Annotated in this window: 13 protein-coding genes; 3 read left to right on the top strand and 10 right to left on the bottom strand. The window is 66.4% G+C overall.

Annotated features, from left to right (window positions below; genetic code table 11):
• Positions 1 to 50 precede the first annotated feature (50 nt).
• A complete protein-coding gene (locus ACYVG2_RS03325; protein WP_460779665.1) occupies positions 51 to 494 on the bottom strand; it encodes a hypothetical protein in 444 nt (147 codons plus the stop codon).
• A gap of 73 nt (positions 495 to 567) precedes the next feature.
• On the opposite strand from ACYVG2_RS03325, the gene ACYVG2_RS03320 reads away from it, so the two are divergent.
• Positions 568 to 1,572, top strand: coding sequence for an isopenicillin N synthase family dioxygenase (locus tag ACYVG2_RS03320; protein WP_460779664.1), 1,005 nt, complete (start codon positions 568 to 570; stop codon positions 1,570 to 1,572).
• Between the two features lie 40 nt (positions 1,573 to 1,612).
• Here the strand turns inward: ACYVG2_RS03320 and ACYVG2_RS03315 are convergent, their stop codons facing one another.
• The 3 genes from ACYVG2_RS03315 to rpsO form a co-directional block, all read right to left on the bottom strand.
• Complete coding sequence (locus tag ACYVG2_RS03315; RefSeq protein ID WP_460779662.1) at positions 1,613 to 1,930, bottom strand: transcriptional regulator; 318 nt, start codon at positions 1,928 to 1,930, stop codon at positions 1,613 to 1,615.
• A complete protein-coding gene (locus ACYVG2_RS03310) occupies positions 1,923 to 2,795 on the bottom strand; it encodes a hypothetical protein (RefSeq protein ID WP_460779661.1) in 873 nt (290 codons plus the stop codon). Before ACYVG2_RS03310 ends, ACYVG2_RS03315 begins: the two co-directional genes overlap by 8 nt.
• Before the next feature lie 166 nt (positions 2,796 to 2,961).
• Positions 2,962 to 3,231: a 30S ribosomal protein S15 gene (rpsO, locus tag ACYVG2_RS03305; RefSeq protein ID WP_147037780.1), complete on the bottom strand. Its 270-nt coding sequence runs from the start codon at positions 3,229 to 3,231 to the stop codon at positions 2,962 to 2,964.
• A 225-nt stretch (positions 3,232 to 3,456) separates the two neighbouring features.
• Here rpsO and ACYVG2_RS03300 point away from each other — a divergent pair, with 225 nt between their 5' ends.
• Positions 3,457 to 4,752, top strand: coding sequence for an MFS transporter (locus ACYVG2_RS03300; RefSeq protein WP_460779660.1), 1,296 nt, complete (start codon positions 3,457 to 3,459; stop codon positions 4,750 to 4,752).
• 26 nt (positions 4,753 to 4,778) lie between these two features.
• Here the strand turns inward: ACYVG2_RS03300 and ACYVG2_RS03295 are convergent, their stop codons facing one another.
• The 3 genes from ACYVG2_RS03295 to ACYVG2_RS03285 form a co-directional block, all read right to left on the bottom strand.
• On the bottom strand, positions 4,779 to 5,333 hold the full coding sequence (locus ACYVG2_RS03295; protein WP_448965334.1) for a YceI family protein: 555 nt from the start codon (positions 5,331 to 5,333) through the stop codon (positions 4,779 to 4,781).
• 158 nt (positions 5,334 to 5,491) lie between these two features.
• Complete coding sequence (locus ACYVG2_RS03290; protein WP_448965333.1) at positions 5,492 to 5,860, bottom strand: FKBP-type peptidyl-prolyl cis-trans isomerase; 369 nt, start codon at positions 5,858 to 5,860, stop codon at positions 5,492 to 5,494.
• A 238-nt stretch (positions 5,861 to 6,098) separates the two neighbouring features.
• Positions 6,099 to 7,394 carry a PrsW family intramembrane metalloprotease gene (locus ACYVG2_RS03285; RefSeq protein ID WP_460779659.1) on the bottom strand — a complete coding sequence of 432 codons (1,296 nt, stop codon included), beginning with the start codon at positions 7,392 to 7,394 and terminating at the stop codon, positions 6,099 to 6,101.
• 60 nt (positions 7,395 to 7,454) lie between these two features.
• On the opposite strand from ACYVG2_RS03285, the gene ACYVG2_RS03280 reads away from it, so the two are divergent.
• Positions 7,455 to 8,324: a fumarylacetoacetate hydrolase family protein gene (locus tag ACYVG2_RS03280; protein ID WP_460779658.1), complete on the top strand. Its 870-nt coding sequence runs from the start codon at positions 7,455 to 7,457 to the stop codon at positions 8,322 to 8,324.
• 51 nt (positions 8,325 to 8,375) lie between these two features.
• Here ACYVG2_RS03280 and ACYVG2_RS03275 read toward each other — a convergent pair whose 3' ends face one another.
• The 3 genes from ACYVG2_RS03275 to ACYVG2_RS03265 form a co-directional block, all read right to left on the bottom strand.
• Positions 8,376 to 9,836 carry an aspartate ammonia-lyase gene (locus tag ACYVG2_RS03275; protein ID WP_460779657.1) on the bottom strand — a complete coding sequence of 487 codons (1,461 nt, stop codon included), beginning with the start codon at positions 9,834 to 9,836 and terminating at the stop codon, positions 8,376 to 8,378.
• A gap of 103 nt (positions 9,837 to 9,939) precedes the next feature.
• Positions 9,940 to 10,275 (bottom strand): peptidase, encoded by a 336-nt coding sequence (locus tag ACYVG2_RS03270; protein ID WP_448965329.1) that lies wholly within the window; start codon positions 10,273 to 10,275, stop codon positions 9,940 to 9,942.
• On the bottom strand, positions 10,272 to 11,561 hold the full coding sequence (locus ACYVG2_RS03265) for an inorganic phosphate transporter (protein WP_448965328.1): 1,290 nt from the start codon (positions 11,559 to 11,561) through the stop codon (positions 10,272 to 10,274). Before ACYVG2_RS03265 ends, ACYVG2_RS03270 begins: the two co-directional genes overlap by 4 nt.
• Positions 11,562 to 11,702 lie beyond the last annotated feature (141 nt).

Genomic DNA, 11,702 nt, shown 5'->3' with positions numbered 1-11,702 from the left:
AAGGCACTCCTTACAAGAAGAGATTAGCACCCTGCACAGGCGCCGACGGATCACTCGATTCGGATGCGCCGAGCCACGCGCACGATGTACCAGGCCAAGGCGACCAGCAGCAGCAGTTCGGCGACGATGTATCCGTAGTGCAGCCACGACTCCCCCGAATCACCGCCCGCGATGATCACATCGCTGCGGGCCGCCAGAGCGGGTCGGATCACGAAGCTCTCGACAGCCATGATGATCCACATCCCGCCGATCAGCATCCACCCGCCCCTCGTCTCGCGTGGGCGCGCCTGCGCGATGAGAGTGAGGATCACGAGAATCGTCCAGCCGGCCACGGACAACGCGATGAAGACCAGCCGACCGATACCGAGGCCGAGTGGGGTCGTGATCCCCGGCGCCAGGAACTTCAGCGGCGTCTCGATGAAGCTGAGCCCCAGAATCAGGCCCATCCAGACGGCGGGCAGGACGATACGGAGCAAGATCCACAGGCGCGGCATGTCTCCACGCTACCGGCGGTAACTCTTCGCAACACACGAGGTCAGCGATGAGAACCCGCCGTACGCTCGGGTCATGGCTGAACTGAACCTCCCCGTCCTCGACCTCTCCCAGCTCGACGGCGGCCCAGAGGCGGCTGCGAGGTTCCGCAGCGAGCTCGCCGCCGCTGCCCACGACGTCGGATTCTTCTACCTGACAGGCACCGGGATCGATCCCGCGCTCTTCCGCGGACTGCAGCAGGCAGCCCGGGACTTCTTCGCGCTTCCCGAGGAGCAGAAGCTCGCGATCGAGAACGTGCACAGCGCGCAGTTCCGCGGCTACACGCGCATCGGTGGCGAGCTCACTCAGGGCAAGGTCGACTGGCGCGAGCAGATCGACATCGGGCCCGAGCGCGAGCCCGTCGAAGGCGGTCCTGCGTTCAACCGCCTGATCGGCCCGAACCTGTGGCCGGAGGCGCAACCCGAGCTTCGGGTGGTCGTGGAGACGTGGCGCGAGCACCTCACGGGCATTTCCCGGCGTCTGCTGCGCAGCTGGGCGGAGGCACTCGGCGCCGAACGCACGCACTTCGACGCCGACTTCGGCGATCCGGCGAGTCTGCTGAAGATCGTCCGCTACCCCGGCACCGATGCACCGGAGCCGCAGCAGGGCGTCGGTGCGCACAAGGACTCCGGAGTCCTCACGCTGCTCTGGGTCGAACCGGGCAAGGGCGGCCTGCAGGTCGAACGCGACGGCGAGTGGGTGGATGCTCCCCCGGTCGACGACGCCTTCATCGTCAACATCGGCGAGATGCTCGAGTACGCCACCGGCGGATACCTGAAGGCGACCAACCACCGCGTGATCTCCCCCAAGGCTCCGGCGGACCGCATCTCGGTGCCCTTCTTCTTCAGCCCCGCGCTCGACGCGAAGCTGCCGCTGATCGAGCTGCCGGCGGAGCTCGCAGACCAAGCCCGCGGCGTGACGGAGGATCCGAGTAACCCGATCCACAGCCTCTACGGCGAGAACGCCCTGAAGTCGAGGCTGCGCGCTCACCCGGACGTCGCCGCGATCCATCATTCCGATCTGCTGGCGGCTTCCGCCTGAGAATGCGGCACCGGCGCAATCCGGCGCCGCATCCGCCCGCTCAGCGCGGCTGCTGACCGCCGAACTCGACGATCTCCTGCAGCGCCTGCAGGTGCGCAGCGAATGCACGCTCTCCCTTGGCCGTCGAACGCACCCAGGTACGGGGCCGACTCTCCGTCTCTCCCCTGCGCGTGGTGACGTAGCCGGTCACGTGCAGGTGCGAGATGGATTTGCTGAGCGCCGAATCTCCCACCTGAAGGATTCTCGCGAGCGTCGCGAAGTCGAGCTCGTTCCCGTCGAGAAGTGCGGCCATGAGCGAGAAGCGGATCGGGCTTGCGAAGTTGTCGTCCAGGCGCAGTCGCGGGTGCGTGTCAGCCATCGCGCCCGTCCAGGAACGCACTGCCGAGATGCAGGATGAACGCTGCGGCCGCAGCCGCAGGGCCGAACACGAGCACCCCGGTCTCGCCCCTCGCCTGGAGGAGCACGATCGTCATGATGATCACTCCGGAGAACGCGAAGGCCGTCCATTGCGGCCAGGCCCAGACCGCTCCGAGCGCCGGAACCCGTTCGACGACACGCGTCACGGTCCACCAGGTCAGATACCCGAGCATGAAGAGCATGCCCAGGAAGGAACGCAGGAGCTCATCGCCGGCGGAGAGCACCCAGATACCCGCAGCCATGACTGCGCCCACGACGATCGTGGCCCATCGCGCTCCGATCGAGAGCCGTCTGCGTCTCGTGGCGAAGATCTCCGTCGGAGGAGCCGAGCATCGAATGGCGCGAATCGCTGCGGCACCGAGAACGAGCAGAACCAGCGTCCCGGGGACCAGCCGCACGAGGAACGGGATCTCCGCACCGGTGACGCCCGCGAGGAAGGCGGCGCCGAGCACGACGACCAGCACGACGCAGAGCACGATCGCCGTCGTCCATGGCGCGGACACGCCGGATCCCATGATCCCGTAGCCCTCTCGACGCTGAGTGGCGAGCTGGATCCACAGCAGGTACAGACCGACGAACACTATGAACGATGACGACGCGGAGGACTCGCCCATACTGATCGCGATGACCGTGACGTACACGGACAGGACGACGGGCTCGACCAACGCGAGTCGACCCGCGCCACGCCGATCGATGCGCGCCTCGCGGCGCGAGCGGACCGTCGCGACCTCTTCGAGGTAGGCACGTGCGACGTCGGAGCTCGGGGCGGGCAGCGGCGCCGCGCCGTCGATCGGTCGCTGGTCCACAGAGGCCTCCACATCAGCTTTCCAACTGGAAAGCGCAAGTTGAGACCGAATCTACGGACTTTCCACCTGGAAAGCAATGAGCGCGGGTGCACCGACACACGACGAAGGCCGCCCCACACCTGGGACGGCCTTCGGAAGAAGTGCGATATTACGCTGGCTCGGTGCCTTATCGGCGAAGTCCGAGGCGCTGGATCAGCGAGCGGTAACGCTCGATGTCCACACCCTGGAGGTAGCCGAGCAGACGACGGCGCTGACCGACGAGCAGGAACAGGCCACGACGCGAGTGGTGGTCGTGCTTGTGCTCCTTGAGGTGCTCGGTGAGGTCCTTGATGCGCTGCGTCAGCATCGCGGCCTGCACCTCGGGGGATCCGGTGTCACCGGGGTGCGTCGCGTACTCTTCGATGATCGCCTTCTTGACGTCTGCTTCCAGTGCCATAGATTCGATCCCCTTTCACTCATTGCGCGGCGCCCTGCACCTGATGTGCGAGCTCTCTTTATCCGCGGCCGATCAAACGGCAACCTGTAGAGTCTACCAGCCTCGGCGCACGAGCCGAACCTCCGCCGACCGCGACGCCGCGACGAGCCGATAGCCTCGACTCGTGCAGATCATCTTGCGGGATCGTCCCGAAGCCGACCGGAGGTCGCCGCGCGAGGTCGAGACGTGAGCGGCGGTGCCCGCGGGTCTCTCATCGACCTGCGCCCGTTCCGTGCCAGCGGCGCTTTCACACGCATGTGGATCGGTTCGACACTGGCAGGACTGGGTGGCCAGCTCACCATCGTCACCGTGATGCTGCACGTGTTCGAGCTGACTGCGAGCACGTTCGCCGTCTCGATGGTCGCCGTCGCCGGCCTCGTGCCGATGATCCTCGCCGGCCTCTACGGCGGGATGCTCGCCGACGCATTCGACCGCCGCAAGGTCGCACTCATCGCCGCGATCATCACATTCGCCTCCACCCTGTTGCTCGCCGTCCTCACCTGGGGGCAGCTCGAGACGATCTGGTGGCTGTACGCGCTGAGCATGATCAATTCGGCAGCCAATTCGGTCGGCATGGCGACTCGGACGGCGATCGTGCCGCGCCTCATCCCCCGCGACCTCCTCGCCGCGGCATCCGCCTTGAACGGCATCACGATCGGGGTCATGGTGATGGTCGGACCGGCCCTCGCCGGCGTCCTCGTCGCTCTGACCGGCTACGGCTGGACCTACACGATCGACGTCGTGCTCATGCTCGCCATGTTCCTCGGACTGTGGACGCTTCCCGCTCTACGCCCGGAGGGCGACATCGTCCGGCCGGGCCTGGAGTCACTGGTCGACGGTTGGCGGTTCCTCACTCGAGCCGCCAACATCCGGATGCAGTATCTGGTCGACATCGTCGCGATGACGTTCGGGCAGCCACTGGCGTTGTTCCCGGCACTGGGAGCCGTCCTCCTCGGCGGAGGCGCGGTGACCACGGGTGCCCTGACCGCGGCCGTGGCGGCGGGGACCTTCCTCTCTAGCCTGTTCTCGGGTCGGATCGTCCGCTATCGCTGGCACGGCCGGGGCATCGAACGGGCGGTGCAGGCGTACGGTGCGGCGATCCTGCTCTTCGGAGTGGTGCTGCTGATCGCTGCGTGGTCACCCGCGGCGGACGAGACCCACGCGAACATCGCTCTCATCATCGCGGCCTGCGCAGCCCTTGCGCTCTCAGGAGCCGCCGACAACATCAGCGCTATCTACCGCAACACGATGATGCAGGCCTCGGTCCCGGATGGCATCCGCGGAAGGCTGCAGGGCATCTTCATCATCGTGGTCGCCGGCGGGCCCCGCCTCGGTGCGCTCTACGCCGGCACGCTGGCGACGCTCACCGTGCTGTGGTTCCCGCCGCTGCTCGGCGGCCTGATCGTGATAGCGCTCGTCGGCGTGCTCGTACGCCTCACGCCGAGTTTCCGCGCCTACGACGCAGAAGACCCCGTACCGTGACGGTACGGGGTCTTCGATGACGACGATCAGTCCTGCTGCAGAGCGCCCTGCAGGTCGAGGTTGATCGTGATGTCCTTGCCCACGAGGACGCCACCGGTCTCCAGCGCGGCGTTCCAGGTCAGGCCGAAGTCCTCACGGTTGATCGTGGTGGTCGCCGACGCACCCGCCTTGTAGTTGCCGTACGGGTCGGTGCCGAAGCCACCGAAGTCGAAGGCGAAGCTCACCGGCTTCGTGATTCCGCGGATGGTCAGGTCACCGTCGATGAAGAAGTCGTCGGACTCCACCCGCGCACCGGTGGAGACGAACTCCATGGTCGGGAAGTTCTCGGTGTCGAAGAAGTCCGCCGAGCGGAGGTGGCCGTCGCGGCCCTCGTCGTTCGTGTCGATGGAGGTGACGTCCACACTCGCTTCGACCTTCGCCTCGAGCGGGTTCTCCGGCGCGACGAGCGTCGCGCTCTTCATGCCGAACGTGCCGCGCACCTTGGAGATCATCATGTGACGGACGCTGAAGGTGACCTCGCTGTGTGCGGGGTCGAGGACCCAGGTGCCTGCGCGGTAGCCGGGGATGTCGATCGTGGTCATTCGGATTGTCTCCTTGAATCGTGGGGGTCTCGTACGTTCACATCGTGCCAACTCTTATGCGAGCGCATGTATTCCGAGATCACGGCACAAGATCTCAGCAAAAAGAAGAGGGCCCCCGTTCCGAAACGGAACAGAGGCCCTCGAGATCATCGCTCCGCTCAGCCGACGGCGACCAGGTCGATGATGAAGATGAGGGTCTTGCCGGACAGGAAGTGCCCCGAGCCGGCAGGGCCGTACGCGAGGTGCGGAGGAACGATCAGCTCACGACGCCCACCGATCTTCATGCCGGGGATGCCGTCCTGCCAGCCCTGGATGAGTCCACGCAGCGGGAACTGGATCGTCTCGCCGCGGCCCCACGACGAGTCGAACTCCTCGCCGGAGTCGTACTCGACGCCGGCGTAGTGCACGGTGACGGTGTCGCCGGGCTTGGCGGCCGCGCCGTCGCCCTCGATGATGTCTCTGGTGACGAGCTCAGTGGGAGCGGGAGCTGTGGGGGCGTCGAACTCGGGCTTTGTGCGATCAGTCATGACTCCATACAACCCGAGCGATCGGCGCCGGTCAACGCGACCGCGCCTGCTCAGAGCGAACACCCGGACGCGCTCATCCGGCTGCCGGCGCCGAAGGTATTGACACGATGCGGATGCCGGGTGCAATCTGAATACAGATCAACTCAGCGCCCGGTAGACATGCAGGCATCGCCGCAGCACCGGGCGCTGAGTCTTGGTATGGACGACCTGGTGGGCACCGGTCTCCCGACGCCAGGGCTCAGTACGCCAGCAGCGCCGCCCTTGTCGCGCGCGTGCGCGTGAGAAGGGCCCGCTCGTCGTCGGCGGCCAGTGGGTCTCGTCCGATGATCGCGCGCTGGCGAACAGCCGCGAGAGCGGCGGCATCCTTGATGAAGGTCTTCATCAAGGGTCGGCGATCGCCACGGAGTCCCGCAGCCCACTTCATGCCCACCTTGCGACCGGCGGGTGTCGCGAGCATGGTGATCTCCTCCGGCGTGAACCATCCGGCGGCCGCGTAGTCGCCCAGACGCTCCCTGGTGACACGGGCCTCCTCTCGCCGCAGAGCCACGATCGCGAGGATGAACCCGATGAACAGCGGCACCTGGAGTGTGATGTAGAGCGCGAAGAAATCGGCGAAAGTGGCCGACCCGTTCCAGAAGCCGTGCAGGATGATCGCACCGAGCAGACCCAGCAGGCCCGCGCCCAGGACTCTGCTCTTCGACGCGCTGCGGCGCGCGGCCAGCCCCATCGCGAAGCCGGTGAGCGCCGTGAACATCGCGTGCGCGAACGGCGAGAGCAGCCCGCGCATCACGAAGGTCGCCGTGAGCTGCTCACCGCCGCCCTCGATCAGGCTGATGGCGAAGTACTGGATGTTCTCCGTGAACGCGAAGCCACCGCCGACCAGAGCGCCGTACACGATGCCGTCGATCGGGCCGTCGAAAGCCCGGCGCCCGATCAGGAAGATGATGAAGATGCCGAGCCCCTTGGCGAGCTCCTCGACGATGGGCGCCTGGATCACGGCACTCACCGCCTCCGAACGCAGACCGAACGCGAGAGTCATGCCGATGTCGATGAGCAGCGTCAGGCCGACCGCGGCGATGGCGCCCCACGCGATCGCGAAGACGATCAGCGCCTTGGGCTCGGGTTCCCAGCGATCGATGATGTACACGCCCAGGAAGACGATCGCGAGCGGGATGAGTGCGAGCACGAGCCCCATCCCCGATGCCACGGCACCGAGCGCCCACACGAAGTAGCCGATCAGGGCGACGAGTGCGAAGCCCAGCACGCCGAAGAGCCAGATTGACACCGTCCTGCCCTTCTTGGACGCCACCGGGAGGGTGGGCAGCGCACCCGCCGGGGCCGGAGCGGCAGGCGCGGGCGGCGAATAGTGCGTGGGCTGCGCGAGAGCCGAGGCGTATGTCGGCTGCTGGCTGAACTGCGGCGGCACGTACGGCGACTGCGAGTACTGCTGCTGCGAGTACTGGGGCTGCTGCTGCTGCGGCTGCTGGGACGGGGGCGGCGTGTATTGCGGCTCTGACGGTCCTCCGAATGACATAGCCAAAGCCTAGAGGTACCTTCACTCTGCTGCAGGCGTCCTGACGGTAGCGTAGGAGACATGCGTTTCGCCCATCTGCGTCGGCCAGACTCCCCCGATGCCCACCTCGCAGTGATCCAGGATGCCGAGGCCGTGCTGGTCTCCGATCTGATGGATCCGGCTCCGCTCACTCTCCAGCAGCTCATCGACGGCGGTGATGATGCCCTCGGCGCGCTGCGCACCGCACTCGATGAAGGCGCGGCGCCCCGCTATCCGCTCGACGGCTTCGGCTTCGCGTCGGCGGTGCTCGATCCGCCGGTGATCCTCGCGATCGGGCTGAACTACGCCGCGCATTCCAGCGAGTTGGGGTTGAAGACCGACACCGCGCCGACCGTGTTCACGCTCTGGCCGAATTCCCTCACATCGCACGAGGCGACCACCGGGTGGCCCCGCACACTGAGCGAGTCGGTCGACTACGAGGCCGAGCTCGGCGTGCTGATCGGTCGCCCCGCGAAGGACGTCGGTGAGGCGGAAGCCCTCGATCACGTCTGGGGATACACGGTCGTCAACGACATCACCGCCCGGGACATCCAGTTCTCCGAGGCGCAGTGGTCGCGCTGCAAGTCTTTCGACGGCTTCACTCCGACCGGGCCGTTCGTCGTCACGGCGGACGAGATCCCCGATCCTCAGGATCTGCACATCTGGACCGTCGTGGACGGTCACACGGTGCAGGACGCGACGACCGGACAGATGGTCCGCTCCGTCGCGACTCTCATCGCGCATCTGTCCCAGTCGGTCACGTTGCGACCGGGAACGCTGATCTCCACCGGCAGCCCAGGAGGCGCCGGCTACTCCCGCGAGCCGCAGATCTTCCTGCGCGACCGGTCGACCGTGACCGTCGGGATCGACGGCATCGGCGAGCTCACCACGCACTGCCGTATCTACGACTGAGCCTTCGGTCGAGCCCCGCTCCGCACGGGAGCGGGGCTCGACCGAAGATGATCAGATCTCGATCAGGCCTTCCGGCGGGATCACGGTGATCGCAGCGGTCACGGCCTCCAGGCCGGACAACCGCGCGGGCGAGAGCTGCTTGGTGACCTCTTCGCGCGACATGAGTCCTGCTTCGACGACGAGGTCGGCGACGTTGCGGTTCGTCAGCAGTGCGGTCTTGGCGAGGGCTGCGGCTGCGGCGTAGCCGATGAACGGCGTGAGCGCGGTGATGACGCCCACCGAGGCACCGACCATCGCGCCGAGGCGATCGGTGTTCGCCGTGATGCCGTCGACGCAGTTCACGCGCAGTGTCCACATCGCCTGCCGCATCCAGGTGATCGACTGGAAGATCGAATGCGCGATGACGGGCTCGAAGGCGTTGAGCTGCAACTGTCCTGCCTCGACTGCCATCGTCACGGTCATGTCCGCACCGACCACCGCGAACGCGACCTGGTTCACGACTTCGGGGATCACCGGGTTGACCTTGCCCGGCATGATGCTCGATCCGGCCTGCTTGGCAGGGAGATTGATCTCGCCGAGACCCGCCTGCGGGCCCGATGAGAGCAGGCGCAGATCGTTGCAGATCTTCGAGAGCTTGATCGCGTTGCGCTTCAGGGACGAGGAGAACGACATGAAGGCGCCGGTGTCGCTGGTGGATTCGACCAGGTCGGTCGCGGTCTCCAGATCGAGAGCCGTGATCTCCCGCAGGTGCTTGAGCACCGCGGGCGCGTAGTCGGCATGCGTGGTGATGCCGGTGCCGATCGCGGTCGCACCCATGTTGATCTCGAACATCAAGGAGGCGTTCTCGGTCAGACGGCTGTGGTCCTCGCCCAGTGTCGTCGCGAACCCGTGGAACTCCTGGCCGAGCGTCATCGGCACGGCGTCCTGCAGCTGAGTGCGTCCGACCTTCAGGATGTCGTGGAAGTCGACGGCCTTGCTCAGGAAGGATCTGCGCAGCAGATCGAGTTCGTCGAGCAGGGAGCGCAGGGTGAGCGAGAGGCCGATCTTCACGGCCGTCGGATAGACGTCGTTGGTGGACTGGCTGCGGTTGGTGTGGTCGATCGGAGACAGGAACTCGTAGTCGCCCTTCTCACGCCCAGCCGCCTCCAGGGCGATGTTGGTGATCACCTCGTTCGCGTTCATGTTCGTCGAGGTGCCGGCTCCGCCCTGGATGACGCCGACCGTGAACTGATCGTGGAACTCGCCGTCGATCACCCGCTGCGCCGCGGCGTCGATGAGATCGGCCCTCATCGCATCGAGGGTCCCGATCTCCTTGTTCGCCCTGGCACTGGCCTGCTTCACCATAGCGAGCGCACGGACAAGATCGGGATACACCGAGATCGGTCGCTTCGTGATCGGGAAGTTCGCGTCTGCGCGGGCGGTGTGAATCCCCCAGTACGCGTCGACGGGGATCTCCATGCTCCCGAGGGAGTCAGTCTCGGTGCGGGTCAGAGCGGGCGCGGCAGAAGCCATGTCACATCCTTGTGGGTGGTGGCGGATCAGGAACGAGGGGATGCGTCCAGTCTATGCCGCCGGCCCGCGCCGACGGGTTCTGAGCCGCCGCGTCGTCGCCCGATCAGTGGCCGATCACGATCACGAGGATGCCGCCGATCACAGCGACCGCGCACAGCGCGAAGCAGCCGTAGGCGCCCGCGAGCGCGACGCGCTTCTGCCCATCGGTGAGCGGGCTCTTCCTCGCCGCCTTGGCAGCCTGCTTCGCGGCGCGCCTGGCTTCCTTCTCACTGATCACGGTGATCGCGTCGGTGAACTCCGCAGGGCTCACGACCGGTGCATGCCCGGCACGGACGAGCAGCCGGAGACCGAGTGCGTAGAAGGTCACGATCGCCGTCGCGCCGATCAGAGCCGCGGCGAACACCTGCACGAAGGCGAGCCAGTCGATCTCGACGCTCATCGCGTACCGCCCTTCTTCGCCGCCTTCGCCTTCGCCTTCGCGTCGGCCTTCGCATCGGCACGGGCCTTGGCCTCGGCCCGCGCCTGTTCGATGCGCAGCTGTCGTCTGGTCGGCGGCGGCATATCAGGGAGCTCGACCGCGAGTCCGGACTCGGCGACGTCGCTCATGGCGTTGTCAGCCGTCACCGCGTTGCGGCGCGAGCGCAGGAACAGGCCGACGATGATGACCAGCGCGAGAACGGCGTCGATCGCGACACCCCAGGTGCCCCACCAGACCACGAGCAGCGCCGCCACCGCACCGACCGCTGCCGCAGCGGGAAGCGTGAGCAGCCAACCGATGCCGATGCGCCCGGCGGTCCGCCAGCGCACCGTGGATCCTCGACGACCGAGGCCAGAGCCGATCACCGAGCCGGATGCGACCTGGGTGGTCGAGAGCGCGAAGCCGAGGGCGCTGGACGCGAGGATCGTCGCCGCGGTCGAGCTCTCCGCAGCGAAACCCTGTGCGGGCTTGACGTCGGTGAGGCCCTTGCCCAATGTGCGGATGATGCGCCAGCCGCCGAGATAGGTGCCGAGCGCGATCGTGAACGCACATGCGAAGATGACCCAGAAGTAGGGGTCCGCCTGGTCGGAGCTCTGCCAACCGACGGTGATGAGCGCGAGGGTGATAACGCCCATGGTCTTCTGCGCATCGTTCGTTCCGTGCGCGAGCGCGACCAGGGACGATGTGAAGATCTGGCCCCAGCGGAAGCCGTCTCGGCCGTCCGGCTTGTTGTCGTAGCGCCGGGTGATCGAATAGGCGATCTTCGTCGCGACGAAGGCGATGATGCCTGCCGTGATCGGCGCGATGAGCGCAGGGAGGACGATCTTCGAGAGCACCATTCCGAAGTCGATGCCGCCGAGTCCGACGCCGACCAGGGTCGCGCCGATGAGTCCGCCGAACAGCGCGTGCGACGAGCTGGACGGCAACCCGAGCAGCCAGGTGAGCATGTTCCACGTGATGGCGCCGATGAGTCCGGCGAAGATCACGGAGAGGAAGAGTTCGGCCCCCGAATCCCTGATCGCGTCCTCGTTGATGATGCCGTGCGAGACGGTCTTGGAGACCTCGGTCGACAGGAATGCGCCGATGAGATTGAGCACGGCTGCGAGGAGCACGGCGGTCTTCGGCTTGAGGGCGCCCGTCGCGATCGGGGTCGCCATGGCGTTCGCCGTGTCGTGAAAGCCGTTGGTGAAGTCGAAGAAGAGAGCCAGTGCGATGACCAGCACGACGATGAGGGCTGCGGTTTCCACCGTTCGCTTTCGGTTGTGTGATTGGAAGAGAGCTGCCGACGTGATCGGCGTGATGAACGAAGAGTTCACCGTGGGTTTGACTTCCGTTAACCGGCCCCGATAAATCCTCGCACCCTGCCCGGCTCCGGTCAACTCGACCTG

Source organism: Microbacterium shaanxiense, assembly GCF_054779995.1.
Note: the sequence above shows the minus strand (reverse complement) of the source record. Positions and strands in the feature narration are given on the sequence as shown.

What these genes read in the sequence shown, in the direction of transcription:
- ACYVG2_RS03285 (WP_460779659.1), bottom strand. Translation starts at nt 7,394, where the DNA reads ATGTCATTCGGAGGACCGTCAGAGCCGCAATACACGCCGCCCCCGTCC.
- ACYVG2_RS03290 (WP_448965333.1), bottom strand. Translation starts at nt 5,860, where the DNA reads ATGACTGATCGCACAAAGCCCGAGTTCGACGCCCCCACAGCTCCCGCT.
- ACYVG2_RS03320 (WP_460779664.1), top strand. Translation starts at nt 568, where the DNA reads ATGGCTGAACTGAACCTCCCCGTCCTCGACCTCTCCCAGCTCGACGGC.
- ACYVG2_RS03275 (WP_460779657.1), bottom strand. Translation starts at nt 9,836, where the DNA reads ATGGCTTCTGCCGCGCCCGCTCTGACCCGCACCGAGACTGACTCCCTC.
- rpsO (WP_147037780.1), bottom strand. Translation starts at nt 3,231, where the DNA reads ATGGCACTGGAAGCAGACGTCAAGAAGGCGATCATCGAAGAGTACGCG.
- ACYVG2_RS03315 (WP_460779662.1), bottom strand. Translation starts at nt 1,930, where the DNA reads ATGGCTGACACGCACCCGCGACTGCGCCTGGACGACAACTTCGCAAGC.
- ACYVG2_RS03295 (WP_448965334.1), bottom strand. Translation starts at nt 5,333, where the DNA reads ATGACCACGATCGACATCCCCGGCTACCGCGCAGGCACCTGGGTCCTC.
- ACYVG2_RS03270 (WP_448965329.1), bottom strand. Translation starts at nt 10,275, where the DNA reads ATGAGCGTCGAGATCGACTGGCTCGCCTTCGTGCAGGTGTTCGCCGCG.
- ACYVG2_RS03280 (WP_460779658.1), top strand. Translation starts at nt 7,455, where the DNA reads ATGCGTTTCGCCCATCTGCGTCGGCCAGACTCCCCCGATGCCCACCTC.
- ACYVG2_RS03325 (WP_460779665.1), bottom strand. Translation starts at nt 494, where the DNA reads ATGCCGCGCCTGTGGATCTTGCTCCGTATCGTCCTGCCCGCCGTCTGG.